Genomic DNA, 26,554 nt, shown 5'->3' on the forward strand with positions numbered 1-26,554 from the left:
ATAAAGTGGACGACACTATATCGGTGAAGCCTTAACAGATTATGCTGATGGTAATACCGAGGAAACTTACGCCTTACATAAGGAAGAGAAATCTTGAATGACTGATATATCAGTGGTAGAGATTTTAAGAAATAATCATTTTGATTATCGTGAGGTTCCGTAGAGACTACACGTGTCGCACCTGAAATGGTGAAGATATAGTCCAGACCACAAACAGCATTGTTTGGTGACGAAAGTCATAGTGGTAAGCTAAGGCGTGGGTCGGGAGTTCGAATCTCTCCTGGGACGCTATACTACATACTAGAGAAAAAAACTCACTTTTTATAAGTGGGTTTTTTTCTGTTTTATTATGCAAATTGCTGAAGGGTGGAAATAAAATGAAACATCATACTAAAAGTAAAGGAGACCTAGGTGTTCTAAAGGCTCAGGTTGATCTTTATGAAAAGGGCTATATGATTTTACTCCCCCATACAGAGCATGCTCCATTTGATTTAGTTGGTTATAAAGATCAGGTTTTTAAAAGAGTACAGGTTAAATATAGAAATTTAAATAAAAAAGGAATTTTAGAAGTAAGATTTAGTTCGTCTTATAGTACTAGCCAAGGTGTAATGACCAAGTTCATAGACAAATGTGAAATAGATATTTATTGCGTTTATTGTCCGCAAACTGATGAATGCTATTACTTTAATCCAAAATCCTTCCATAAATCTATTAGCCTAAGGGTTGATACACCGAAGAATAATCAAATGCTAAATGTAAAATTTGCAAAAAATTATCGAGAAGTTCCTTAACAAGAAATTAGTAACTGAACAATTGCATACTTCTGAGCCGAATCATTATTTTTTTTTACCTTTTATTTATGCTAAACTAATTCCCATGACAATCCTAAGGACGGTTTTTTTATGAAAAAAAGGGAACGTGTGAAACGAAAAGATAATATAGTCTTTTTTCCCGGCCTTGAAAAAAGATTAACCGACAAAGGTCTCGAAAACCTTGAGAAGAAAAAATTTAAAGAAGCGATCAATCTATTGGAAGAAGCAAGAGAATATGACCCTGATAATGACGAAATTTTGATTGGACTGGTACTTGCTTATTTTGAAGCTGCTTCTTTTCAAAAAGCGAAAGCACTCGCCAAGGAAATGCTCCATAAGGGGATTGGTGATTACCTTCAGATGGTCGACCTCTATTTGACAGTATTGATCCAACTCCATGAATATCATGAAATTGTGTCAACCGTCGAAGCGCTTTTAGAAGAAAAAGAGATTCCGCCGGAAAAACATGATCATTTTCTAACCATCCTTCAGTTCAGCCGAAGGATGGCAGAGAATCGTCAACTAGATCTTGAAGAGAATGAACCAGAGGAAAAAACGGTCCAAGAGTTAAACCTATTTGCGAATGAGAATCTAAACGAACAAATGCTCCTCATTTCAAGTTTAGCAGAGAAAAATATTCGCCCCTACCTCCATGAAATTGCTGATTATTTAGAAGCGGAAGCAGGACATCCATTTTTAAAAACGATTCTCTTAACTCTTTTAAAAGAGCAGGAAATTGATAGAGAACTTTTGATCAGGAAATTTGGCATGGATAAGAAAGTTATTCCAACACAACTTCCTGAGGTTAGAGAAGAACCAAGAATGCGTGAGATAAAAACACTTCTAGAATCTCATCTGGAAAGCGAAAACCCTGGACTTTTTGAAAACACATGCGGAATGGTTGAGCGTAATTTTTTTATAAGCTATCCGTTCGAATTAGAGCCCGAGAGTACTCATGCGTGGGCCGCCGCCTTTCACTACTTGGCACAAGATTATATGGGGATAAATACAAGTATGGATGATCTTTCCAAGGAATACGGTGTATCTGTGCGGGAAATCGAAGAAGCTATCTCAAAAATTGAGGAAATTGAGAAAATTTCTTATCCTAATATATAGGCTCGCTGTTGAAAGAAATCAATCCTATGTTATAATGTAGTGGTTGCATTGTGTAAAAAACTATATTTTACATTTAAAAAAAGGAAATTAGCTTTGATAGAAAGTGATTTCCAAACTACTCAAATTCGTTACGAATGATATGAGAATAGATTGTTGGAGGGAAAATGTATGTCAGCAAAATGGGAAAAGTTAGAAGGAAACCGTGGCGTTCTTACTGTTGAAGTAAGTGCGGACAAAGTAAACGAAGGTTTAAACGCGGCATTCCAAAAGGTTGTAAAGCAAGTTAACGTTCCAGGTTTCCGTAAAGGAAAAATGCCACGTCAAATGTTCGAAAAGCGTTTTGGCGTAGAATCTCTATATCAAGATGCATTAGATATTCTTCTTCCTGAAGCATATGGAAGCGCAATTGACGAAACTGGAATCGAGCCAATCGACCGTCCAGACATCGATATCGAGCAAATGGAAAAAGGCAAAGAACTTATCTTCAAAGCTACTGTTCAAGTTAAGCCTGAAGTAACATTAGGCGAATACAAAGGTTTAGAAGTAGAAGCATTAGATACAAACGTGACTGATGAAGATGTTGCTAACGAATTAAAAACTCTTCAAGAGCGCCAAGCTGAACTTGTTGTTAAAGAAGAAGGTACAGTAGAAAACGGCGATACAGTTGTTCTAGATTTCGAAGGATTCGTTGATGGCGTTGCTTTCGAAGGCGGAAAAGCTGAAAATCATTCACTTGAAATCGGATCTGGATCATTTATCCCAGGTTTTGAAGAGCAATTAGTAGGACTAGCTGCTGGTGAATCTAAAGACGTGGAAGTAACATTCCCTGAAGAATATCATGCAGCTGAACTTGCTGGTAAGCCTGCAGTTTTCAAAGTAACTATTCATGAAATTAAAGGAAAAGAACTTCCTGAATTAGATGACGAGTTTGCTAAAGATGTGGATGATGAAGTTGAAACATTAGATGCGCTTAAAGAGAAAATCAAAACTCGTTTAGAAAACAGCAAGAAGCACGAAGCTGAGCACCATTTACGTGATACTGTTGTTGAAAAAGCTGCTGCAAATGCAGAAGTTGAAATTCCAGAAGTGATGGTTACTAACGAAGTAAACCGTATGCTTCAAGAATTCGAACAACGTTTACAAATGCAAGGTATGAACCTTGAATTATACTTCCAATTCTCAGGTCAAGATGAAAATGCTTTACGTGAGCAAATGAAGGAAGAAGCTGTTACCCGCGTACGTGTGAACTTAACACTAGAAGCGATTGCTAAGGCTGAAAACCTAGAAGTAACTGACGAAGAGGTTAATGCTGAACTTGAAAACATGGCTGGCATGTACAACATGACTGTTGATAGCATTAAACAAGCTCTAGGTGGACTTGAAGGTATCCAATCAGACCTTAAACTTAAAAAAGCAGTAGACTTTCTTGTTGAAAACAAGAAGTAATTAGAAAAGCGGAAGTGACCGTTTTGCGACGTATGGACTGGAGCGCTCCGAACAAGATAAAGGAAAACGAAGAGCGTTAGCGATTCGATGTTGACTTATCGTAGGAGGAGAGCGAAGTACACTAGTCGCAGGTCACTGGAGCTAGACAATTAACTTGTTTCATGCAAGGCACGATATATATCGTGCCTTGTTTTATACATTTCTACAAATACATATTATAATAAGAAGTGGGAACATTTTTAACAATGGGCAGGAAATCATCTCGACCAAGGCGAATTAAAATATAAAATAATTTCCATACAGCTTTAAGATTTATTTTTATCGTAATGGTTAAGATTAAAGAATACATAAGTGTTTTAAAATGAATTACACAAACAAACGGAAAACTATTTACCTTAAGCTTATTATTTCCAGTCCATTGGCATTCTGTGTTACAATGCAACATACATACTATTTAATAATTAGAGAGAAACATGACTTTGTTTGTGTAATTCGCTGCTTTGCATATGTTACTAACATGTTTTAAGGGGTGAAAGGATTTGTTTAAATTTAATGATGAAAAAGGTCAATTAAAGTGTTCCTTCTGTGGTAAAACACAGGACCAAGTTCGTAAATTGGTTGCCGGGCCTGGAGTTTACATATGTGACGAATGTATTGAACTTTGTACCGAAATCGTTGAGGAAGAGCTTGGAACAGAAGAAGAAGTAGAATTTAAAGATGTACCAAAGCCGAAGGAAATTTGTGAAATTCTTGATGAATATGTTATTGGTCAAGATCAAGCAAAAAAATCACTTTCAGTGGCAGTATACAATCACTACAAGCGTATCAATTCGAATAGCAAAATTGATGATGTTGAACTTGCTAAGAGTAACATCTGTATGATTGGACCAACAGGAAGTGGAAAAACATTACTTGCCCAAACATTGGCTCGTATTTTGAATGTACCATTTGCTATTGCCGATGCTACTTCACTAACGGAAGCTGGATATGTTGGGGAAGATGTTGAGAACATTTTATTAAAATTAATCCAATCTGCTGATTATGATGTAGAAAAGGCAGAAAAAGGGATTATTTATATTGATGAGATTGATAAAATTGCCCGAAAATCAGAAAATCCATCGATTACAAGAGATGTTTCTGGTGAAGGCGTTCAACAAGCTTTATTAAAAATTCTTGAAGGTACGGTTGCAAGTGTTCCCCCACAAGGTGGAAGAAAACACCCGCACCAAGAATTTATCCAAATCGATACAACAAATATCCTCTTTATTTGCGGTGGAGCATTTGATGGCATTGAACCAATTATTAAACGCCGTTTAGGTCAAAAAGTAATTGGTTTTGGATCCGATATTAAACAGCAGGAAGTTTCACAGAAAGAACTTCTATCAAAAGTACTACCAGAAGACTTACTTCGCTTTGGATTAATTCCAGAATTTATCGGACGTCTTCCAGTAATTGCGAGCCTCGAGCAGTTAGATGAAGCAGCATTGATTGAAATTTTAACGAAGCCGAAAAATGCGCTTGTTAAACAATATCAAAAAATGCTTGAAATCGACGATGTTGAGCTTCAATTTGAAGAGGGAGCTTTGACTGAAATTGCCAAAAAGGCAATTGAACGCAAAACTGGTGCACGTGGTTTACGTTCCATCATTGAAGGAATTATGTTGGATGTTATGTTTGACCTTCCTTCCCGTGATGACATTACCAAGTGTGTCATTACCAAAGAAACAGTTATTAACAATGGTGTTCCAAAACTCTTATTAGAAGACGGAACCGTCGTTGCTGAAGAAAAATCTGCATAATAGTGCATAAGGCCTGGCATTAGCCAGGCCTTTTTTTGCTTTTTATTGGTAATGAGCGAATTTTCAGGATGAATGGGCGAATTTTCTCTATTGATGAGCGAATCTCATAGTCCAATGAGCGAATCTCATCCTTCAATGAGCGAATCCAATTTCTCCGCCCCATCTCCCGAAACAGTTTCTTACGAATATGTGGTTTATTCCAACCCACTGCAGGAAATACTTATTAATATATATTTAGTAAAAAGTTGAAGTGCAGGAGGGAAATGTATGAGTTGGACGGGGATTGCCTTATTTATACAGCTATTCTTCGGAATCATTATTGGGCTGTATTTTTGGAATTTGCTTAGGAATCAGCGTACACAAAAAGTATCCATTGATCGGGAATCCCGAAAGGAAATGGAGCAGCTTCGCAAAATGAGATCTATTTCACTTTCAGAACCATTAGCGGAAAAAGTACGGCCTTCAAGCTTTCAAGATATTGTCGGCCAAGAAGATGGAATTAAATCATTAAAAGCAGCACTATGTGGACCAAATCCCCAGCATGTGATCATTTATGGACCGCCTGGAATTGGAAAAACAGCAGCTGCACGCCTTGTATTAGAAGAAGCAAAAAAAAATCGTAAATCACCTTTTAAACCTGAATCTGTATTTATTGAACTAGATGCAACGACCGCACGATTTGATGAAAGAGGAATTGCCGACCCGTTAATCGGTTCGGTCCATGATCCCATCTATCAAGGAGCGGGGGCCATGGGACAAGCCGGAATTCCACAGCCAAAGCAAGGGGCAGTGACCAATGCACATGGCGGGGTCCTTTTTATCGATGAAATCGGAGAATTGCATCCAATTCAAATGAATAAGCTCTTAAAGGTATTAGAGGATCGGAAGGTTTTCCTTGAAAGTGCCTATTATCATGAGGAAAATAACCAAATCCCAACCCATATCCATGATATTTTTAAAAATGGCCTGCCAGCTGATTTTCGATTAATTGGGGCAACGACAAGGACACCAAGTGAAATTCCCCCTGCGATACGGTCCCGATGTATGGAGGTATTCTTCCGGGATTTAACTCAGGAAGAAATCGTGGAAATTGCGAATAAGGCTGCCCAAAAAGTGAACCTGCAAATCAACGAAACAGGCGTCAATACACTATCGAACTATGCAAGGAATGGGCGCGAAACAGTGAATTTAATCCAAATTGCGGCAGGACTTGCGATCACGGAAGAAAGAAATTATATCAAGGATGAAGATATTGAGTGGGTCATCCATGCGAGCCAAATGTCCCCAAGAATGGAACGTAAAATTAATGATTTATCCCATGTAGGTCTTGTGAATGGCTTGGCTGTTTATGGGCCGAACTCCGGTGCACTATTAGAAATTGAAGTGACCGTCATTCCTGCAAAAGATAAGGGGACCATCAATATCACAGGGATAGTTGATGAAGAAAGTATCGGCGGACAAGGCAAATCGATTCGCCGAAAGAGTATGGCGCGCGGTTCCATTGAAAACGTAATTACCGTGTTACGATCAATGGGTGTCCCAGCGAACGACTTTGATATCCATGTGAATTTCCCGGGCGGTGTTCCAATCGACGGCCCATCGGCAGGAATTGCTATGGCAACGGGGATTTATTCAGCGATTTATAAAATTCCAATCGATAACACCGTGGCCATGACGGGAGAAATTAGTATCCATGGAAATGTCAAACCGATTGGCGGGGTGTATCCAAAGGTAAAAGCCGCGAAAAAAGCAGGCGCAAAAACAGTGATCATTCCAGAAGAAAATATGCAGACCATCTTAAATGAAATTGATGGAATAAAAATTGTTCCGGTTTCCCACCTACATGAAGTATTCGAGATTGCGCTAGTCAATGATTATCAAAGAATAGACGCGATCCCTGCATCGATTGAACTATCTAAAAAAGAGAGTATTTAATGAAAAACTTCGGTTTGTGGCCCATCAGACAAACCGAAGTTTTTTTTGTCAAAAGATTTCTCCCATCATTATAGAAAGAATTCGGAATGATTGGGGAAAATAAACGTATGCTGAAAAGAGAAAATCACCTGCATTCTCTAAAAATAGACACTTAAAAATAAATAGGATAGAATTGTACAAAGACCATTCTGATTTTGCAGTGAAAAATTGTTTGCATGTGGAGGTGCAGTAATTTGACGAAAAAGAACGAATTGATCGTCCCCCTCCTGCCGCTTCGAGGATTGCTCGTCTATCCGACCATGGTCCTGCATTTAGATGTTGGACGTGAAAGATCAGTACAAGCACTTGAAAAAGCAATGGTAGATGACCATTTAATTTTCTTAACCACTCAGAAGGAGGTTTCCATTGATGACCCTTCTGAAGAGGATTTATACACGATAGGTACATTAACAAAAGTAAAACAAATGCTTAAACTGCCAAACGGCACGATAAGAGTATTGGTAGAAGGTTTAAACCGTGGGGAAATCACTTCCTTTCATGATGAAGAAGACTACTATGCGGTGACAATCATTACCTATGATGACCCAGTGACAAAGGATGTCGAAGATCAAGCCCTAATGAGAACCATGCTTGACTATTTCGAACAATACATAAAATTATCGAAGAAAATTTCTGCAGAGACCTATGCATCTGTTGCAGATATTGAAGAGCCTGGCAGAATGGCAGATATCATTTCCTCCCACTTACCAATTAAGTTGAAGGAAAAGCAAGAAATTCTGGAAACGACAGATATCAAAGAAAGAGTAAACAAAGTAATTGATATCATTCATAACGAGAAAGAAGTCTTAAATTTAGAGAAAAAGATTGGTCAGCGTGTCAAGCGTTCGATGGAACGGACACAAAAAGAGTATTATTTACGTGAGCAAATGAAAGCGATACAAAAGGAATTGGGCGATAAAGAGGGCAAAACCGGTGAAATTGCCGAGCTTACGAAAAAAATTGAACAAGCAGGCATGCCTGAACATGTGCTAAAAGCTGCACAAAAGGAACTAGATCGATATGAGAAGGTTCCGTCTAGTTCAGCAGAAAGTGCTGTGATTCGAAACTACATCGATTGGCTGATTAGTCTCCCTTGGTCGAATAAAACGGAGGATGACATTGACATTAGCCGTGCTGAAAAAATCTTAAATCAGGACCATTATGGTCTTGAAAAGGTAAAGGAACGTGTCCTCGAATATTTGGCTGTTCAAAAGCTGACCAACTCGTTAAAAGGACCAATCCTCTGTCTAGCAGGACCTCCAGGGGTTGGTAAAACAAGCCTGGCTCGTTCGATTGCGTCGTCGCTCAATCGACATTTTGTTCGGGTATCGCTTGGCGGAGTACGTGATGAATCCGAGATCCGCGGCCATCGCAGGACTTATGTCGGGGCGATGCCAGGGCGAATCATCCAAGGAATGAAAAAAGCAGGTACCATTAACCCTGTCTTTTTACTTGACGAAATTGATAAAATGTCCAGTGATTTCCGCGGGGACCCTTCGAGTGCCATGCTGGAAGTTCTAGATCCAGAACAAAATAGTAATTTTAGCGATCATTATATAGAAGAAACCTATGATCTTTCAAAGGTCATGTTTATCGCGACCGCCAACAACCTATCAACCATTCCTGGACCATTATTAGACAGAATGGAAATTATCACAATTGCCGGCTACACGGAACTTGAAAAGGTTCATATTTGTAGAGATCATTTGCTTCCAAAACAAATGAAGGAAAATGGTCTTTCCAAGGGAGTTCTCCAAGTCCGCGATGATGCGATTCTAAAAGTCGTTCGTTACTATACACGGGAAGCAGGCGTTCGAAGTTTAGAACGTCAGATGGCGACTCTTTGCCGGAAGACCGCAAAAATTATTGTTTCCGGTGAAAAGAAGCGCGTCATCATTACTGACAAGAATATTGAAGAGTTTTTAGGAAAAACAAGATTCCATTATGGAATGGCAGAAAGCGAAGATCAGGTCGGAGTAGCAACGGGGTTAGCGTATACAACCGTAGGTGGAGACACACTCCAGATTGAAGTATCTTTAGCTCCTGGTAAAGGGAAACTCGTATTAACTGGGAAGCTTGGCGACGTTATGAAGGAATCCGCGCAAGCTGCGTTTAGTTATATCCGTTCAAAAGCGGAAGAACTAGGGATTGAAGAAGACTTCCATGAAAAATATGATATCCATATACATGTGCCTGAAGGTGCCGTTCCAAAGGATGGACCATCAGCAGGGATCACCATGGCAACAGCACTGGTATCCGCATTGTCCGGCAGACCTATCCGCCGTGAAGTAGGAATGACAGGAGAGATTACATTAAGAGGAAGAGTCCTTCCGATTGGCGGTTTGAAAGAAAAGACCCTTAGTGCCCATCGAGCCGGATTGACGAAGATTATTCTTCCAAAAGATAATGAAAAGGATATTGACGATATCCCAGAAAGCGTAAGGAATGAACTAGATTTTGTCCTTGTTTCCCATGTGGATGAAGTCTTGAGGCATGCCCTTTTAGAAGGTGAAGTATAATGAAAGTAGTTAGTTCAGAAATTGTCATCAGTGCTGTAAAGCCAGAACAATACCCAGAAACAGATTTACCTGAATTTGCACTTGCCGGCCGATCCAATGTTGGTAAATCTTCTTTTATCAATAAAATGCTTAATCGAAAAGGTCTAGCAAGAATCTCCTCCAAGCCAGGAAAAACACAAACGCTTAATTTCTACTTAATAAATGAAATGCTTCATTTTGTGGATGTTCCAGGTTACGGCTACGCGAAAGTGTCTAAATCAGAGCGTGCAGCCTGGGGGAAAATGATCGAAACCTATTTTACATCACGCGAGCAACTAAGAGCAGCTGTGCAAATTGTTGACCTTAGACATCCACCATCAAAGGATGATGTGATGATGTATGATTTTTTAAAGCATTATGAGATCCCATGTATTATCATCGCAACAAAGGCGGATAAGATTCCAAAGGGAAAATGGCAAAAGCATTTAAAAGTTGTCCGAGAGACATTAGACCTTGATAAAAATGACCAAATGATTCTTTTCTCCTCTGAAACTGGACTTGGAAAAGATGAAGCATGGTCAGCACTAAAGAGCTATATGTGAAAAAGAAACGCCTGGCATTTACGCCAGGCGTCATTTTTTTCTCTTCAGTAAAAAATAAATACCCATAACAATAAGCAGGGCAGGCCAAAATTTCCACACGAAACTCATTCCGTTTTGGAGTAAATCAAAATATGCTGTAATTTTATCATAAAATAAGAGAAGAACAGCTAAAATAAGAAAAAGGAATGCTTGAAATAAACCAGTATTCGTCTTTTGAAAGCGCAGGAAAAAGCCTATAGAAATAATTAATATTAGCATTCCAATCGTGTTACTTGGCCAAAAGGACATCTTGCCGACCAGATGAAAATGGAGTCCGAAGCCAGCCATAATGACCCCTGGAAGAATTGCCTCATAGTCATGTGCAGAATACCCCTGACCTAGAAAAGCAATTCCGACAATAATCAGTAGTGTCGGCCATGTGAAAAATTGTTGAAAAATAGTTATGCCGGTTTGCTGCAACAGAAAGTAAGCACCAAAGCCGATAAGAATGATCCCAGGAAAAATTCGTTGATTCTTCATTAAAAACACCACACTTCCAGTAAGGTTCTCTTGAATCTTGTCCATTTTTTTGGTACTGTACATAAGGAAGTATATTAAAAAAATATTTATCATGATTAAGTAAATAAAGGAAACGCTGCTAAACTGTTCCAGGTGGATTGTTAATCAGCGGCTTTACTTAAATATATTAACATATAGTTTCGTTTTCTGTTCACATTTTACGAGCAAAAGTCGAAATTGCTCATGATATAATCATACTAGCTAAGTTGTAATATCTATTGGGGGTGTCCTTACAAATGCATACATTAGTGATCGGTATAAACTATAAAACTGCCCCTGTTGAAATACGCGAGCGGTTGTCATTTGATGAAGCCGACCTTGCAAATGCCATAAAAAAGCTCAATACAAAAAAAAGCATCCTAGAAAATATCATCTTGTCTACATGTAATCGTACGGAAATTTATGCGGTGGTAGACCAATTACATACTGGCCGCTATTATATTAAAGAATTTCTGTCCGAATGGTTCGAATTAGAACAAAAAGAATTTTCTCCGTTCTTATTTGTGTATGAAGATGATGGGGCGATTGATCATTTATTTAACGTGACTTGCGGACTTAATTCCATGGTTTTAGGAGAAACACAAATCCTAGGACAGGTTCGTACGAGTTTTATTTTGGCGCAGCAAGAAGCAACGACAGGTACTGTATTTAACCACTTGTTTAAACAAGCGATTACCCTTGCCAAACGTGCTCATTCAGAAACTGATATTGGTGCCAATGCCGTCTCTGTCAGCTATGCAGCCGTTGAATTGGCCAAGAAAATTTTTGGATCACTTGCTAATAAACATGTGTTAATTTTCGGAGCAGGAAAAATGGGTGAATTAGCTGCTCAAAACCTTCACGGTAATGGCGTGAAGCAAGTTACGGTAATTAACCGAACCTATGAAAAGGCAATTGATTTAGCGAATCGTTTCAGCGGTAAAGCGAGAAAAATGGCTGAATTAGAGAAATCATTGGTGGAAGCTGACATCCTTATCAGTTCAACTGGTGCGAAAGACTTTGTTATTTCAAAAGAAATGATGGCCGGCATTGAGAAAAAACGCAAAGGGAAGCCGTTATTTATGGTAGACATTGCTGTACCACGCGACTTAGATCCTAGAATTGGTGACCTTGAAAATGTCTTTTTATACGATATCGATGATTTAGAAGGAATTGTTGAGGCCAACTTGCAAGAACGTAAGAAAGCAGCAGAACGAATCATGCTCATGATTGAAAAGGAAATCGTGGATTTCAAGCATTGGCTTGGAACGCTTGGAGTAGTACCAGTCATCTCAGCACTGAGAGAAAAAGCCCATGCGATACAATCTGAAACGATGGTAAGTTTGGAAAGGAAATTGCCAAATTTAACAGAACGTGACTTAAAAGTTTTAAATAAGCATACCAAAAGTATCATCAATCAGCTCTTAAAGGATCCTATCTTACAAGCAAAAGAATTGGCTGCGCGACCTGACGCAAATCAGGCAATGGAATTATTCATGAAAATTTTTAATATTGAAGAGCTTGTCCAAGAACAACATTCGAAAGCAGCCGAAACCAATCAAATACCGGTTACAACACCGCGGGCTTCCTTTCAGTCATAAGGGGTACATTCTATGTTTAATGTCTTTATGACAAGGCTTCACGAATTAACCGTTGTTCTTTACGCCTTTAGTGTGTTGTTATATTTTTTCGATTTCCTACATCATAACCGGAAGGCAAACCGTATTGCTTTCTGGTTACTTGCGTTTGTATGGATTTTGCAAACCGTCTTTCTCGGAATCTATATGTATAAAACAGGCAGATTCCCGGTATTAACGATTTTTGAGGGACTTTATTTTTATGCGTGGATATTGGTTACATTATCCATTGTGATTAATCATTTATTACGGGTTGATTTTATCGTTTTTTTCACGAATATCCTTGGCTTTACGGTGATGGCGATTCATACATTTGCCCCAATGCAATATAGTTCGCATATCATGGCGAAGCAGCTTGTTTCCGAACTGTTATTAATTCATATTACGATGGCTATTCTTTCATATGGTGCATTTTCCCTATCCTTTGTTTTCTCATCATTATATTTGCTTCAATATGATTTATTAAAAAGGAAAAAATGGGGCACAAGGCTCATACGGCTTGCCGACTTAGATAAACTCGAAAAATCATCCTACATATTGGCTGTGATCGGTGTGCCAATGCTGCTGCTAAGTTTGATTTTAGGACTGCAGTGGGCCTTTCTTAAGGTTCCCGGGATGCCTTGGTACGATATGAAAATCGTTGGATCATTTCTGTTATTGATAGCATATAGTATCCTTTTATATTTGCATATTATGAAAAATTTATCTGGCAGAAAACTGGCCATTTGGAATACAGCGGCATTTTTAATTGTCCTAATTAATTTTTTCTTATTTGGTAGATTATCATCTTTTCATTTATGGTATGCGTAGGGCATAACCACCTCAGGAGGCACATTCATGAGAAAAATCATTGTAGGTTCTAGACGAAGCAAACTGGCTTTAACACAAACAAATTGGGTGATGGACCAATTGAAGAAGTTGGACCCTCGTTTCGAATTTGAAGTGAAAGAAATCGTCACGAAAGGGGATCAAATTCTAAATGTTACCCTTTCAAAAGTTGGCGGTAAAGGATTATTTGTAAAAGAAATCGAGCAGGCTATGCTTGATAAAGAGATTGATATGGCCGTGCATAGTATGAAAGACATGCCGGCTGTTTTACCAGAAGGACTAACAATTGGCTGTATCCCATTCCGTGAGGATCACCGTGATGCGCTCATCTCCAGAGGACATGTAAAGCTAAAAGATTTAAAACCCGGTGCGATTATCGGGACAAGCAGCCTGCGCCGCAGTGCTCAGTTATTAGTGGCGCGTCCTGATTTAGAGATTAAATGGATCCGTGGAAACGTAGATACAAGATTAGCCAAATTAGAAACGGAAGAATACGATGCGATTATTCTAGCAGCTGCAGGCCTATCACGCCTTGGCTGGGCTTCAGACGTAGTTACTGAATTTTTGGATGCGGACCTTTGTATTCCAGCTGTGGGTCAAGGGGCTTTATCGATTGAATGCCGTGAAGATGATAAAGAACTTCTAGAACTTTTCGAAAAATTCACTTGTAAGAAAACAGAAAGAGCCGTTCGTGCCGAGCGGGCCTTCCTTCAAAAAATGGAGGGCGGGTGTCAGGTACCAATTGCCGGCTTCGCCTATGTGGCAGACAATGATGAAATCGTCCTAAATGTGTTAGTGGCTTCCCCGGAAGGACATGAAATCATTAAAGAAGAGTTAAGAGGTCATCACCCAGAAGAACTTGGTATTCAGGCAGCGGACCTGTTAATTCAAAAAGGTGGTAAGGACCTGATTGAGAAGGTAAAGCGGGAGCTCGAGGGTCTATGACCCAAACGTTACCTTTGCTTGATAAAACCGTTCTTGTTCCAAGAGGAGAAAATCAAGCAAAATCCTTTTCACAGCTGGTTGAAAGGTTCGGAGGGATTCCAATCGAAATCCCTCTTATTGCTTTTCGTCCAATTGAAAAAAATCAACGCCTTTACAATTCATTATTGGCACTTGATACATATGACTGGATTATTTTTACTAGCAATGTCACAGTAGAAACATTTTTTTCTTTTTTTAATAAAAGAGAGATAGGCGGGGCGTTTCCAAGAATCGCTGTGATTGGAAAAAAGACAGCAGAGGCTTTGGAAGCAATGGGATTCTCCCCTGAGTTTGTTCCGTCCGCTTATGTGGCAGAAACGTTCGTGGAAGAATTTAGTCCATTATTGGATAGGGATGCAAGGGTGCTGCTTCCGAAAGGAAATCTTGCCCGAGAGTATATCGCCAGGACCTTAACTGAACGTGGTGCACGTGTGGATGAGGTTGTCATTTACGAAACATACCTGCCCGATGAAAGTCGCGATAAGCTGGCACGGATGCTAGCGGATCTCAAACTAGATATCCTTACTTTTACAAGCCCATCAACAGTTGATCATTTAATGGCTGTTGTGAAGCAGTATGGACTGAATGAGCAGTTAAGTAACTGCCTTATTGGCTGTATTGGGCCTGTTACAGAGAAAAAATTACGCGACTATGGATTACCCGTCCATGCGTCACCCAAAGAGTTCACCGTAAAAGAAATGATTAATAGCATGGTTGCTTATTTAGAGACGGAGGAATAATAAATGGAACTTCAATTTAAACGTCATCGCCGCTTACGCTCAAGTGCGAGCATGCGTTCACTAGTTCGTGAAAATCATCTGAAAGCAGAGGACTTCATTTATCCACTTTTTATTTATGAAGGTGAAAATATCCGCAATGAAGTGTCATCCATGCCGGGTGTTTACCAAGTTTCGATGGACCATTTAGAAGCAGAAATGGAAGATATCGTCGCACATGGAATTAAGTCGGTCCTGCTTTTCGGGATTCCAAAAACGAAAGATGCATGCGGTGAGCAGGCTTATCATGACCATGGAATCGTTCAGGTAGCTACTCGTTTTATCAAAGAAAAATTCCCTGAAATTATTGTCGTTGCAGATACTTGTCTTTGCGAATATACAAGCCACGGTCACTGTGGAGTGGTAGAAGGGGAGAAGATTCTTAACGATCAATCCCTTGAATTGCTTGTAAAAACAGCTATTGCGCAGGCAGAAGCAGGGGCAGACATTATTGCCCCATCTAACATGATGGACGGCTTTGTTGCCGCTATCCGTGCAGGATTGGATGAAGCAGGCTTTACGGAGATTCCAATTATGTCTTATGCCGTGAAATACGCATCCGCTTTCTACGGTCCTTTCCGTGAAGCAGCTGAGGGTGCACCGCAATTTGGTGATCGGAAGACTTATCAAATGGATCCTGCGAACCGGTTGGAGGCATTTAGAGAAGCAGAATCTGATGTCGCTGAAGGGGCAGACTTTTTAATCGTGAAACCAGGGATGCCATACCTTGATATCGTCCGTGATATGAAAAATACCTTTAATTTACCGATTGTTATTTATAATGTAAGCGGAGAATATGCAATGGTTAAAGCGGCAGCACAAAACGGCTGGATTGATGAAAAAAACACCGTACTTGAAATGTTAATGGGCATGAAACGTGCGGGTGCAGACTTGATCATTACTTATGCTGCAAAAGATGCGGTTCGCTGGTTACGAGAAGACCAATAATTTGAAAAGAGGGAACGGTATGCGTTCGTATACAAAGTCGATAGAAGCATTTAAAGAAGCCCAAGCTATTATGCCAGGCGGTGTAAATAGTCCGGTACGTGCGTTTAAATCAGTAAATATGGACCCGATTTTTATGGAACGAGGCAAAGGGTCAAAAATTTATGATATTGATGGCAATGAATACATTGACTACGTCCTTTCATGGGGACCACTCATTCTCGGTCATACGAATGACCGCGTCGTAGAAAGCTTGAAAAAGGTTGCTGAACTTGGAACAAGTTTCGGTGCACCAACATTAATGGAGAATAAACTAGCTAATCTTGTGATTGAACGTGTCCCATCCATCGAAGTGATTCGGATGGTATCATCAGGAACAGAAGCAACAATGAGTGCGCTTCGCTTAGCAAGAGGGTATACAGGACGTAATAAGATTTTGAAATTTGAAGGCTGTTACCATGGTCACGGGGATTCCCTGTTGATTAAGGCTGGTTCGGGCGTGGCTACTCTAGGCTTACCTGACAGCCCAGGCGTACCTGAAGGGGTAGCCTCAAATACCATCACAGTCGCTTACAATGACCTTGAAGGCGTAAAATATGCGTTTGAACAATACGGTGAGGATATTGCCTGTATTATTGTTGAGCCTGTTGCTGGGAACATGGGGCTAGTGCCGCCGCTTCCTGGATTCTTAGAAGGTCTCCGTGAGATTACGTCAGCGAACGGCTCATTGCTTATTTTTGATGAGGTTATGACAGGCTTCCGTGTCGGTTATAACTGTGCACAAGGATATTTCAATATCACTCCTGATATCACTTGCCTTGGTAAAGTAATTGGCGGTGGACTTCCGGTTGGAGCGTACGGCGGGAAAGCAGAAATCATGAAGCAGATTGCCCCAAGCGGTCCAATTTATCAAGCGGGTACCCTTTCTGGTAACCCACTTGCAATGACAGCAGGTTATGAAACTCTAAGCCAATTAACTCCAGAGCATTATGCGGAATTTATCCGTAAGGGTGATTTATTGGAAAAAGGTTTCAAGGCTGCAGCTGAAAAATATGATGTTCCCATCACATTTAACCGTGCAGGTTCAATGATCGGCTTCTTCTTTACGAATGAAGCAGTCATTAATTATGATGTAGCGAAATCATCTAATTTGGAATTCTTCGCCGCATATTATCGTGAGATGGCACTACAAGGAATTTTCTTACCGCCATCCCAGTTTGAAGGCTTGTTCTTATCTACTGAGCATTCAGATGAGGATATCGAAAAGACCATCCGTGCGGCGGAAATTGCCTTCTCAAAGCTTAAATAATCTATGTTATGGCACCCACCAGGTTTGGTGGGTGTCTTTTTGTATGGTTAAAAGCTTAATTTGTTGAGCCAGTCTAGGGACTGGCTTTTGCAGACAGTAGTTTGGAAATAGGGTTTGGCGAAATAAATCTGTGTTTTGGCGAAATAATTAGCAAAGTTGGCGAAATAAAGTCCCAGTTAGGCGAAATAATCAAGTAAACCGGCGAAATCCCCACTCAACTTGGCGAAATCCTCACTCTGATAAAACATAAAATCCTCATCTAAATCTCCAATCCCAAAAACTACGTTTCTTTTCCAATCAAAATAACACTTTTTATCATAAAAAAAGCCCTTGGGTCATAGAGTGTAAGTGACATAGTGATTTTGCGTGAAGGAAACGAAAGGAGGAGTCGCTTTGTCCCAAGAGAACCAATCGTGCCTACGCTTTTCCTTGGAGGAGTCTTTGTGGTTTAGAAAAGGACAGGAAGTCGAAGAGCTTATTTCCATCTCTTTAGACCCGGACATTACCATTCAGGAAAACGACCAGTACGTAACCATAAGAGGTTCGCTCGAACTCACAGGCGAATATAAAAGTTACGAAACTAACAGTGAAAACGAAGAAGAAGGTGTAACATCACAAAAGTTTGTGGAAAGGGTCGATACCCGCGAGGAAGGAACCTGTGAATTTACCCACCGATTCCCTGTCGACATCACCATCCCAAATAATCGGATTCAGAGTATTTACGATATTGATGTTCTCGTTGAATCGTTTGACTATTCGATTCCTGAACGCAGCTGCCTGAAGCTGGCAGCAGAACTAACGATTAGCGGCTTATATTCGACCGAACAACAACAACCGCAGGAAGAGGCCACTGAAATTGAGGTTGTCCATCGTGCTGAACCTGAATATGAAGATGTGGAAGAAGTAGAAGTTGAATTGGAAACAGTCCAAAGCAGTTACCAAGATAACTTCTTATTTGAAGCTGAGGCTAGGAAGCAGCAAGAGGAAGAAGAGAGTGTAGAAGTTTTACCTAAATTTCCGACCTTCAATTACCAGCCGCAGGAAGAAATTGAAGAAGAGGAACACGAACCTACATGGGAGTTAGAGGAAGCAAGAAATGTAGAGAGCCAGCCAGCATGGGAGTTTCAAGAGGCCAGTAATCAAGAAAACGAACCCGCAGTAGATTTACAAGAAGTTAGAAATGAAGGGTACCATTCATCCTGGGATATTGAAGAAGTAAAAAGTGAAGAGAGCCAGCCAGCATGGTATTTCCAGGAAGCAAGAAGTGAGCCCAGCCAGCCAGTGCAAGAGCAAGCGGGTGGTGTGGAAGTAGAGCAACACCCAATAGGTCAGGTTGAAGAGGAAGTAAGTCAGGTAGAAGAGAGCTCTTCCTCCCCAGAGGAACCGCCGAAAAATGTAAAAAAGAAAAAAGCAGCCAAAAAGAAAAGTATGACGTTAACCGAGTTCTTTGCTCGGAAGGATGAACATGCGGAGCAAGCAAGAGTTAAGATTTGCATCGTCCAAAAGGGCGATACCGTGAGCAGTGTAGCAGATCGATATGATGTATCCGTACAAAACCTCCTTCGCGTTAACAATCTTGAAATCAATCAAGATGTATACGAAGGCCAAGTATTATATATTCCTAGCAGCTTTGCAAAAAAATAACTAAAAGAGATGAGCGGGTTCTTTTGACCTGCTCACCTTCTTTTCATAATCGTAATATCGTCCATCAAGCGGGCGGTTACGCTTTTTCAATGGAAAGAGAGTTGAAAGTTCACATGAATAACTCCAATCATCTAGCCGCAATTGCCCCAATCTTAAAACATTATCTTGTTGAACCTCAGTTTGTAGAGGATTTTGGCAGCGTCCTCAAGGTTTATTCCAATAAAGGAACTTTTGCATTAAAAAAAATTGACCCGACGACCGGGACCGATTTCATACGTCATGTCCATCTTCTCTACCAAAAAGGATTTAACCGTATCGTTCCAATATATCCTACCATGGACGGAAGGTATGCAATATTACATGAAAATGACCTCTATTACTTAATGCCATGGATGTCAAATGAACAAAAAGAAGACCGTGAGCACAGAAATCAACAGCTGTTTCGTGAACTAGCCCGCCTTCATACACTATCAGCCAAGGAAATTACCTTGGATAAAGAAGAAAGAACAGAGCACTATGAAAAGACTCTTCAACAGCATGAAAAACATCAGGAATTCCTCGATGGCTTCATCGACGAATGTGAAAAAAAGACCTATATGTCGCCTTTCGAATTGTTATTCTGCCTCTATTACAATGAAATCAGCCAAGCGCTGAAATTCTCGAAAACCAAATTTGAAGAATGGTATGAAAAAACGAAAGACAATGAAAAGGCCCGCATGGTGATTACTCATGGAAAATTGTCACCCGAGCATTTTTTATATGATGATAAAGGGTATGGTTATTTTATAAACTTTGAGAATGCTCGCTATGGTTCACCGATCCATGACCTCCTCCCCTATTTATCACGAGCCTTAAACACCAATCCAAAGCGTAGCGATACAGCTATCGATTGGGTCTATCATTATTTTAAATACTTTCCGTTTAAAGCGGATGAAAAATTATTATTCTTCAGCTACTTGGCACTTCCGATTCCAATTATCCAGGTAGCAGAAAGCTACTATCGGAAGGAGCGTCCCAAAAACGAGTTAAAATATGTACGCCAGCTGCAGCACCGCTACTGGCATTTGAAAAACTCCGAGTATGTTGTCATGAGAATGACCGAGATTGATGCGCAATCAGCAGCAAAAGAAGGAGCCCAGCAGCAGTAAACTTGCTACAAGGGCTCCTTATACGATTTCAAAATAGATCGACACAGCAATCGCCACAAATAACGTTAATAACACAATATCAAAGAATGTAGGAATAATCAGTGTTCGAATAAATTGGAAGACCACAAATGGAATAACTAATTGCGCTGCCACCCTCCGACAAGTCCGAAACCAGGGTTGGTATTTAAATTTATTGAAATTCCTCTTCACCAAAAACCCCCCTTTTTTATTTTCTTTATGTATATTCCACATGAGCGGAGAATTCTCCAAAAAAGAAGCATATAGTATAAAAAATAAAAAAAGTGGTTATCATTATTGACGTCAAACCCTTTTTTTCGGTAGTATAACAATATAATTTAATTAATAAGCAACGACAGGGAAGAGTACGATGCCAACCTGCTTTATAGAGAGGGAAATTATGAGCTGGAAGATTTCCTAAGCAGACAGTCGGAAGGTCGCCCACGAGCTTCTTCTGCGAACGGATTATAAGAATCCTATTAGTTGAAGACGGACAAAATCCGTTATCTACATAAGTGCCAATCAGTTTTTTGATTGGAAAAAAGGTGGTACCGCGAAGCAAACTCCATTCGTCCTTTTATGACGATTGGGGTTTTTTATGTGGAAAAGGAATCAAAGGAGGATTTTACAATGGAAACAAAGGAACTAACAATGCCTACTAAATATGACCCGCAAACGATTGAAAAAGGTCGATATGAATGGTGGCTGCAAGGGAAGTTTTTTGAAGCAAAAGATGATGAAAGTAAGCAGCCATACACGGTTGTTATTCCGCCCCCAAACGTAACAGGGAAACTTCATTTAGGTCATGCCTGGGATACAACGCTGCAAGATATCGTGACCCGTATGAAGCGGATGCAGGGCTATGATGTGCTTTGGTTACCGGGGATGGACCATGCGGGGATTGCTACCCAAGCAAAGGTAGAAGAAAAACTTCGCAGTGAAGGCAAAAGCCGCTACGATTTAGGCAGAGAAAAATTCGTTGAGGAAACATGGAAGTGGAAGGAAGAGTATGCTTCTCATATCCGTCAGCAATGGTCGAAACTAGGCTTAGGCTTAGATTACAGCCGCGAGCGTTTCACGCTTGATGAAGGCTTATCAGATGCTGTTAAAGAGGTGTTTGTTACCCTTTATAAAAAAGGTCTCATTTACCGCGGTGAATATATTATTAACTGGGACCCGTCTACCAAAACAGCACTATCAGATATCGAAGTAATTTATAAAGATGTTCAAGGTGCCTTTTATCATATGAACTATCCGCTTGCCGATGGTTCCGGACATATTGAGGTGGCGACAACCCGTCCCGAAACAATGCTAGGCGATACGGCTGTTGCCGTTCATCCGGAAGATGACCGCTATAAGCATCTCATTGGTAAAAACGTCATTCTGCCAATCGTTGGCCGCGAAATTCCAATTGTGGCTGATGATTATGTCGATATGGAATTTGGATCTGGAGCGGTTAAAATTACACCTGCCCATGACCCGAACGACTTTGAACTTGGTAATCGTCATAACTTAGAACGGATTCTTGTTATGAACGAAGATGGCTCGATGAATGATAAAGCCGGCAAATATAAAGGTTTAGACCGTTTCGAATGCCGCAAGCAAATCGTGAAAGATTTGCAGGAACAAGGTGTTCTTTTCAAAATTGAAGAGCATCCACATTCCGTAGGTCACTCCGAGCGAAGCGGTGCAGTGGTTGAACCATATCTTTCCACCCAATGGTTTGTTAAAATGCAGCCGCTCGCAGATGAAGCGATTGCCCTGCAAGATAAAGGGGCGAAAGTAAACTTTGTTCCAGACCGCTTTGAAAAAACATACCTGCGCTGGATGGAAAATATCCGCGACTGGTGTATTTCAAGACAGCTTTGGTGGGGTCACAGGATCCCGGCTTGGTACCACAAGCAAACAGGTGAGGTATATGTAGGAACAGAAGCACCTGCAGATGCGGAGAACTGGGAACAGGATAAAGACGTTCTAGATACTTGGTTCAGTTCGGCATTATGGCCGTTCTCAACGATGGGCTGGCCGAATACAGAAGCAGCTGATTTCAAGCGTTACTTCCCAACTGACGTGTTAGTAACTGGCTATGATATTATCTTCTTCTGGGTATCCCGAATGATTTTCCAAAGCATCGAGTTTACCGGCGAGCGTCCATTTAAAGATGTCCTCATCCATGGTCTCGTTCGGGATGAGCAAGGCCGTAAAATGAGTAAATCCCTTGGAAACGGCGTAGACCCAATGGATGTTATCGAAAAATACGGTGCCGATGCGTTAAGATATTTCCTTTCAACCGGAAGTTCTCCGGGTCAAGACTTACGTTTCAGTTTTGAAAAAGTAGAGTCTACATGGAACTTTGCCAATAAAATTTGGAATGCGTCCCGTTTTGCGTTAATGAATATGGACGGCATGACCTATGATGAAATTGATTTCAGCGGTGAAAAATCAGTTGCCGACAAATGGATTTTAACACGCTTAAATGAAACGATTGAACATGTGACAAGACTTTCTGACCGCTATGAATTCGGGGAAGTAGGCCGTGCATTATATAACTTTATCTGGGATGACTTCTGTGACTGGTATATTGAAATGGCGAAACTTCCGTTATATGGCGAAGATGAAGCAGCTAAGAAAACCACTCGTTCCATTCTAGCTCATGTATTGGATCAAACGATGCGTTTGTTACATCCATTCATGCCATTTATCACCGAGGAAATTTGGCAAAACCTTCCACACCAAGGTGAATCCATTACGACGGCGAAGTGGCCAGAAGTAAATCCAGCTCTTTCTGATGACCAAGCAGCCCAAGAAATGAAATTGCTCATGGAAATGATTCGTTCTGTACGAAATATTCGTGCGGAAGTAAACACTCCAATGAGCAAGAAAATCAAAATGCTCGTCAAAGCGAAGGATGAAACAGTTCTTACATCACTTGAGAATAACCGCAGCTATATTGAACGTTTCTGTAATCCTGAAGAATTGCAAATGGGTGTGGAACTTGAAACCCCTGAAAAAGCCATGACAGCCGTTATAACTGGCGTTGAAATCATCCTGCCGCTTGCGGGCTTGATTAACATCGACGAAGAAATTGCTCGTCTACAAAAAGAATTCGACCGCTTAAATAAAGAAGTGGAACGAGTTCAAAAGAAATTGAGTAATGAAGGCTTCATGAAAAAAGCCCCTGAGAATGTTGTAGCTGAAGAGCGGGCAAAAGAAAGTGATTATCGTGAGAAGAGAGCAATCGTAGAAGCTCGAATTAAAGAATTAAGAGGGTAAACTAAATGATGAGGCGAGTCCAGCAATGGAGTCGTCTCATCTTATTACACATACAAAAAGATGGGGTGTCACGGATGTTTACTACATATAAAGAAGCCCTAGAATGGATCCATGCTCGGTTAAGACTAGGGATCAAGCCAGGATTAAGGCGGATGGAATGGATGATGGAAAGACTCGGCCATCCGGAAACAAAAATGAAGACCGTTCATATTGGCGGTACCAATGGTAAAGGGTCTACAGTTACCTATCTTCGTTCCATTCTTGAAGCAGGGGGGTATACAGTCGGTACCTTTACCTCGCCCTATATAGAACAGTTTAACGAACGAATTAGTGTCAATGGAAAAGCAATTAGCGATGAGGAACTGCTTCAGTTAACAAATATCATTCGCCCATTGGCAGATGAATTAGAAGAAACGGACCTAGGCGGGCCAACCGAGTTTGAAGTGATTACCGCCATGGCGTTTCATTATTTCGCAAGTTTGAACAAGGTTGACATCGTTATTTTTGAAGTAGGGTTAGGCGGTCGCTTTGATTCAACCAACATTATCCAACCGTTAGCTTCCATCATTACGAATATCGGTCTTGATCACACCAATATCCTCGGAGATACATATGAGGAAATTGCTTTTGAAAAAGCAGGGATTATTAAAAAGAGTACCGCCCTTTTCACTGCTGTTAAACATCCAGGTGCGCTCAAGGTCATCGAGGAACAAGCTAATAAGAAAGAGGCACCCGTATATCGCTTAAATCAGGAGATTTCGATAAGCGGTCATAATTCCTTAGGTAAGGGCGAAGTGTTTAACGTTTCCACTCCATTTCATACACTCGACCAGCTGGAAATCAGCATGATGGGCAAGCATCAAACGGAAAATGCCGCTCTTGCGGTAATAGCTGCCCAATTTTTACATCAAAAAGGCGAGTTTATCTTAACCGAACAAGCGATTCGAGCAGGATTACAGAAGGCATATTGGCCAGGTAGATTTGAAATGCTGTCGGAAAGTCCACTGGTCATCATTGACGGGGCCCATAATGAGGAAGGGATTACAGCTCTTACACAAGAACTATCCACTCGATATCCCAATCGCCATATCCAGATTGTCTTTGCTGCATTAACGGATAAAAAGCTGGACGAGATGATTGGGAAACTTGATCAAATTGCTTCTCAAATTACTTTTGTTAGCTTTGATTTTCCACGTGCGGCAAAAGCAGAAGAATTACTGAAAATCAGCCAATCAGCCAACAAACTCGCGGTGGATGACTGGGGTTCGTATCTTGCAGAAGAAATAAAAACACTGGATAACGACAACATATTAGTTATAACAGGTTCACTTTATTTTATTTCTGAGGTAAAACCATTTTTATGCCAGTTTTTGAAAAACAAGAAAATTTCTTTATGACAAGATATTTTTTCGATGGTAAAATAATTTTATCTTGATAAAAATCGAAAGCGGAGGATAAGCATGAAGGTAAATCCATACATCAAGAATTCGATTTTTCTAACTTGGATTTTAATGGTTCCAGCTGGAACTTGGTTCACTTATAAGACTTATCCTCCACAAATCTCCGGGCAGTGGACGGATATCCTTGCCTTTTTACTGTTAACCTGTGTGGTTGCAACGATGCCGATTGTCATAAATAATATGTTTATATTCTTAATCCAATGGGTGGCGCTTGCTACCTTTTTAAGATTCGGTTTATTTGTGGAAATCATTTTTGCACAAATAGCCGTTCTTGTTTTACTACTCAAGTTGCGGATCCTTCGCAAAGGGGAATTATTTCGATTACCGCTTAACTTGAATATGTTTTTCCTCGTTTCCTTGACCAGTGGACTGGTCTACCACGGGCTTGGTGGAGAGGTAGGACAGAATTTTACAGAAAACTCTAATTACTTATGGCTAGCTATGTTATATGCAGTGGTTAGTTATGCGATGAATCAGATCATTGTCTCCTTCAATCTATATTTTATTTATAAAAGCAAAGAATCCTATTTCGGAAAGGATTTTATTGTTGAGACGATAACCACTTTCATCACCTTTCCGATTGGGTTTGTACTGTATATCCTTTATAATCAAGTCGGCGGTTTAGCCCTGTTGTTTGTGGGGATTCCTTTTGTCAGTTTATCTATGATTTTCAGACTTTATTATTCTAGTGAAAAGATCAACGGATATTTACAAAAGGCTGCTGAAATCGGTCATCAAATGGCCGAACGCTTGAAGGTTGATGATGTGGTTGATTTGTTGATTCAAAAGGTTAGTGAAATGCTTCCAGTGGATTATGCCTATATCCTTGAAGTAACGAAGAATGATGAACTTCAAGTCGTTCGAGGGGTCGAAGGGGGCGTGACTAAGCATTTCCCTCCTGTCAAGAAAAACCAAGGAATTAGCGGGATGGTGTGGGCAGAGCAGAAAACATTCTTATTTACAGCAAGGAAAGAATGGCGGAACTTTTCGTACGGTCATCTACCTGATGATGCCGAAAGTGTTCTAGGTGTACCCATCGTTCGAAGCAAAAAAGTACTTGGGGTTTTAGTACTTGCTTCAAAGCGAAAGCGTGCCTTTGAAAAATTCCAATTGATGATTATCGATATCCTTTGTTCTCATTTTGCTGTTGCCATTGAAAATGCCAAGCATTATGAGATGACAAAAATGCAAAGTGAACGCTGTTCATTAACCAAACTGTATAATTATCGTTATTTTGAAAACCTGCTAACTGAAGAATTTGAAAAATTAACCCGATTTGAACGTCGAACACTATCGTTAATTATTCTTGATATCGACCATTTTAAACATGTCAATGATACGTATGGTCACCAAAGCGGCAATGAAATTCTGTTTGAGCTTGCCAGCCGATTAAGTAAGTTGGTAGGTGGTCGTGGTACGGTGGCAAGATATGGCGGGGAAGAATTCGTTGTACTTCTGCCTGATACACCCAAAGAAGAGGCATATGAAATGGCTGAACAAATTAGGCAAATGATTTCCAATTGGCCATTTACCATCCAACAATCTTTTGATTTTGAACAAACACAGCAGAAAGTCATGATTACAGCATCAATTGGGGTAGCGACAGCACCTGAAAATGCGGAAGATGCGTTGGCTTTGATCCGGCATGCAGATCGGGCACTTTATGTGGGTGCAAAGAGGGCTGGGCGGAATCGGGTGGCGGAGTATTCTTCGTGTTAAAAAAGGTGTGACTGTAGTTGTCTTTACAA

The 26,554-nt window shown here is 40.4% G+C and carries 20 protein-coding genes and 1 other annotated feature; of the genes, 18 read left to right on the forward strand and 2 right to left on the reverse strand.

All coding sequences use genetic code 11. From position 1 onward, the window contains the following. Nucleotides 1-377 precede the first annotated feature (377 nt). From M3610_RS15675 to yihA, 7 genes are all read left to right on the forward strand, one after another. Nucleotides 378-791, forward strand: coding sequence for a group I intron-associated PD-(D/E)XK endonuclease (locus M3610_RS15675; RefSeq protein ID WP_251460323.1), 414 nt, complete (start codon nt 378-380; stop codon nt 789-791). Nucleotides 792-902: 111 nt separating this feature from the next. Further along, on the forward strand, nt 903-1,928 hold the full coding sequence (locus M3610_RS15680; RefSeq protein WP_251460326.1) for a tetratricopeptide repeat protein: 1,026 nt from the start codon (nt 903-905) through the stop codon (nt 1,926-1,928). 168 nt (nt 1,929-2,096) lie between these two features. Beyond that, nucleotides 2,097-3,374 (forward strand): trigger factor, encoded by a 1,278-nt coding sequence (tig, locus tag M3610_RS15685; protein ID WP_251460329.1) that lies wholly within the window; start codon nt 2,097-2,099, stop codon nt 3,372-3,374. A gap of 539 nt (nt 3,375-3,913) precedes the next feature. Then, the gene (gene clpX, locus M3610_RS15690) at nt 3,914-5,173 is read left to right on the forward strand and encodes an ATP-dependent protease ATP-binding subunit ClpX (protein ID WP_026563401.1); all 1,260 of its coding nucleotides are present in this window, start codon (nt 3,914-3,916) and stop codon (nt 5,171-5,173) included. 267 nt (nt 5,174-5,440) lie between these two features. Next, nucleotides 5,441-7,108: an ATP-dependent protease LonB gene (gene lonB / locus M3610_RS15695; RefSeq protein WP_251460332.1), complete on the forward strand. Its 1,668-nt coding sequence runs from the start codon at nt 5,441-5,443 to the stop codon at nt 7,106-7,108. 233 nt (nt 7,109-7,341) lie between these two features. Beyond that, entirely contained in the window at nt 7,342-9,666 is a 2,325-nt protein-coding gene (gene lon, locus M3610_RS15700) for an endopeptidase La (RefSeq protein ID WP_251460335.1), read from the forward strand. Next, complete coding sequence (yihA, locus tag M3610_RS15705) at nt 9,666-10,247, forward strand: ribosome biogenesis GTP-binding protein YihA/YsxC (protein WP_098574262.1); 582 nt, start codon at nt 9,666-9,668, stop codon at nt 10,245-10,247. Before lon ends, yihA begins: the two co-directional genes overlap by 1 nt. Before the next feature lie 30 nt (nt 10,248-10,277). Here yihA and M3610_RS15710 read toward each other — a convergent pair whose 3' ends face one another. Beyond that, nucleotides 10,278-10,766 (reverse strand): LiaF transmembrane domain-containing protein, encoded by a 489-nt coding sequence (locus M3610_RS15710; RefSeq protein WP_251460338.1) that lies wholly within the window; start codon nt 10,764-10,766, stop codon nt 10,278-10,280. Between the two features lie 275 nt (nt 10,767-11,041). On the opposite strand from M3610_RS15710, the gene hemA reads away from it, so the two are divergent. The 8 genes from hemA (at nt 11,042) to ysxE (ending at nt 20,055) form a co-directional block, all read left to right on the forward strand. Beyond that, entirely contained in the window at nt 11,042-12,385 is a 1,344-nt protein-coding gene (gene hemA / locus M3610_RS15715) for a glutamyl-tRNA reductase (protein WP_251460340.1), read from the forward strand. 12 nt (nt 12,386-12,397) lie between these two features. Further along, complete coding sequence (locus M3610_RS15720) at nt 12,398-13,231, forward strand: cytochrome C assembly family protein (RefSeq protein ID WP_098574256.1); 834 nt, start codon at nt 12,398-12,400, stop codon at nt 13,229-13,231. A gap of 27 nt (nt 13,232-13,258) precedes the next feature. After that, a complete protein-coding gene (hemC, locus tag M3610_RS15725; RefSeq protein WP_251460343.1) occupies nt 13,259-14,194 on the forward strand; it encodes a hydroxymethylbilane synthase in 936 nt (311 codons plus the stop codon). Next, the gene (locus M3610_RS15730) at nt 14,191-14,973 is read left to right on the forward strand and encodes a uroporphyrinogen-III synthase (RefSeq protein WP_251460345.1); all 783 of its coding nucleotides are present in this window, start codon (nt 14,191-14,193) and stop codon (nt 14,971-14,973) included. The genes hemC and M3610_RS15730 overlap by 4 nt, the downstream gene beginning before the upstream one ends. 3 nt (nt 14,974-14,976) lie before the next feature. Beyond that, the gene (hemB, locus tag M3610_RS15735; protein ID WP_098574250.1) at nt 14,977-15,957 is read left to right on the forward strand and encodes a porphobilinogen synthase; all 981 of its coding nucleotides are present in this window, start codon (nt 14,977-14,979) and stop codon (nt 15,955-15,957) included. Nucleotides 15,958-15,976: 19 nt separating this feature from the next. Then, nucleotides 15,977-17,263, forward strand: coding sequence for a glutamate-1-semialdehyde 2,1-aminomutase (hemL, locus tag M3610_RS15740; protein WP_251460348.1), 1,287 nt, complete (start codon nt 15,977-15,979; stop codon nt 17,261-17,263). A 366-nt stretch (nt 17,264-17,629) separates the two neighbouring features. Next, entirely contained in the window at nt 17,630-18,907 is a 1,278-nt protein-coding gene (spoVID, locus tag M3610_RS15745) for a stage VI sporulation protein D (protein ID WP_311315828.1), read from the forward strand. Nucleotides 18,908-19,020: 113 nt separating this feature from the next. After that, nucleotides 19,021-20,055 (forward strand): spore coat protein YsxE, encoded by a 1,035-nt coding sequence (gene ysxE / locus M3610_RS15750; RefSeq protein WP_098574601.1) that lies wholly within the window; start codon nt 19,021-19,023, stop codon nt 20,053-20,055. A gap of 18 nt (nt 20,056-20,073) precedes the next feature. Here ysxE and M3610_RS15755 read toward each other — a convergent pair whose 3' ends face one another. Next, a complete protein-coding gene (locus M3610_RS15755; protein ID WP_098574244.1) occupies nt 20,074-20,265 on the reverse strand; it encodes a hypothetical protein in 192 nt (63 codons plus the stop codon). Nucleotides 20,266-20,416: 151 nt separating this feature from the next. Further along, nucleotides 20,417-20,653 (forward strand) — a binding site (T-box leader). Between the two features lie 50 nt (nt 20,654-20,703). Here M3610_RS15755 and M3610_RS15760 point away from each other — a divergent pair. The 3 genes from M3610_RS15760 to M3610_RS15770 all read left to right on the forward strand — a co-directional run bounded on the left by M3610_RS15760 (nt 20,704) and on the right by M3610_RS15770 (nt 26,525). Further along, nucleotides 20,704-23,346, forward strand: a complete 2,643-nt coding sequence (locus M3610_RS15760; protein WP_251460366.1) for a valine--tRNA ligase — start codon at nt 20,704-20,706, stop codon at nt 23,344-23,346. Nucleotides 23,347-23,420: 74 nt separating this feature from the next. After that, nucleotides 23,421-24,743 (forward strand): bifunctional folylpolyglutamate synthase/dihydrofolate synthase, encoded by a 1,323-nt coding sequence (locus tag M3610_RS15765; protein ID WP_251460456.1) that lies wholly within the window; start codon nt 23,421-23,423, stop codon nt 24,741-24,743. A gap of 63 nt (nt 24,744-24,806) precedes the next feature. Beyond that, complete coding sequence (locus M3610_RS15770; protein ID WP_251460370.1) at nt 24,807-26,525, forward strand: sensor domain-containing diguanylate cyclase; 1,719 nt, start codon at nt 24,807-24,809, stop codon at nt 26,523-26,525. Nucleotides 26,526-26,554: the final 29 nt, after the last annotated feature.

The organism is Neobacillus sp. MER 74, assembly GCF_023714155.1.

What these genes read in the sequence shown, in the direction of transcription:
- M3610_RS15675 (WP_251460323.1), top strand. Translation starts at nt 378, where the DNA reads ATGAAACATCATACTAAAAGTAAAGGAGACCTAGGTGTTCTAAAGGCT.
- M3610_RS15680 (WP_251460326.1), top strand. Translation starts at nt 903, where the DNA reads ATGAAAAAAAGGGAACGTGTGAAACGAAAAGATAATATAGTCTTTTTT.
- tig (WP_251460329.1), top strand. Translation starts at nt 2,097, where the DNA reads ATGTCAGCAAAATGGGAAAAGTTAGAAGGAAACCGTGGCGTTCTTACT.
- lonB (WP_251460332.1), top strand. Translation starts at nt 5,441, where the DNA reads ATGAGTTGGACGGGGATTGCCTTATTTATACAGCTATTCTTCGGAATC.
- yihA (WP_098574262.1), top strand. Translation starts at nt 9,666, where the DNA reads ATGAAAGTAGTTAGTTCAGAAATTGTCATCAGTGCTGTAAAGCCAGAA.
- M3610_RS15710 (WP_251460338.1), bottom strand. Translation starts at nt 10,766, where the DNA reads ATGAAGAATCAACGAATTTTTCCTGGGATCATTCTTATCGGCTTTGGT.
- hemA (WP_251460340.1), top strand. Translation starts at nt 11,042, where the DNA reads ATGCATACATTAGTGATCGGTATAAACTATAAAACTGCCCCTGTTGAA.
- M3610_RS15720 (WP_098574256.1), top strand. Translation starts at nt 12,398, where the DNA reads ATGTTTAATGTCTTTATGACAAGGCTTCACGAATTAACCGTTGTTCTT.
- hemC (WP_251460343.1), top strand. Translation starts at nt 13,259, where the DNA reads ATGAGAAAAATCATTGTAGGTTCTAGACGAAGCAAACTGGCTTTAACA.
- M3610_RS15730 (WP_251460345.1), top strand. Translation starts at nt 14,191, where the DNA reads ATGACCCAAACGTTACCTTTGCTTGATAAAACCGTTCTTGTTCCAAGA.
- hemB (WP_098574250.1), top strand. Translation starts at nt 14,977, where the DNA reads ATGGAACTTCAATTTAAACGTCATCGCCGCTTACGCTCAAGTGCGAGC.
- hemL (WP_251460348.1), top strand. Translation starts at nt 15,977, where the DNA reads ATGCGTTCGTATACAAAGTCGATAGAAGCATTTAAAGAAGCCCAAGCT.
- ysxE (WP_098574601.1), top strand. Translation starts at nt 19,021, where the DNA reads ATGAATAACTCCAATCATCTAGCCGCAATTGCCCCAATCTTAAAACAT.
- M3610_RS15760 (WP_251460366.1), top strand. Translation starts at nt 20,704, where the DNA reads ATGGAAACAAAGGAACTAACAATGCCTACTAAATATGACCCGCAAACG.
- M3610_RS15765 (WP_251460456.1), top strand. Translation starts at nt 23,421, where the DNA reads ATGTTTACTACATATAAAGAAGCCCTAGAATGGATCCATGCTCGGTTA.
- M3610_RS15770 (WP_251460370.1), top strand. Translation starts at nt 24,807, where the DNA reads ATGAAGGTAAATCCATACATCAAGAATTCGATTTTTCTAACTTGGATT.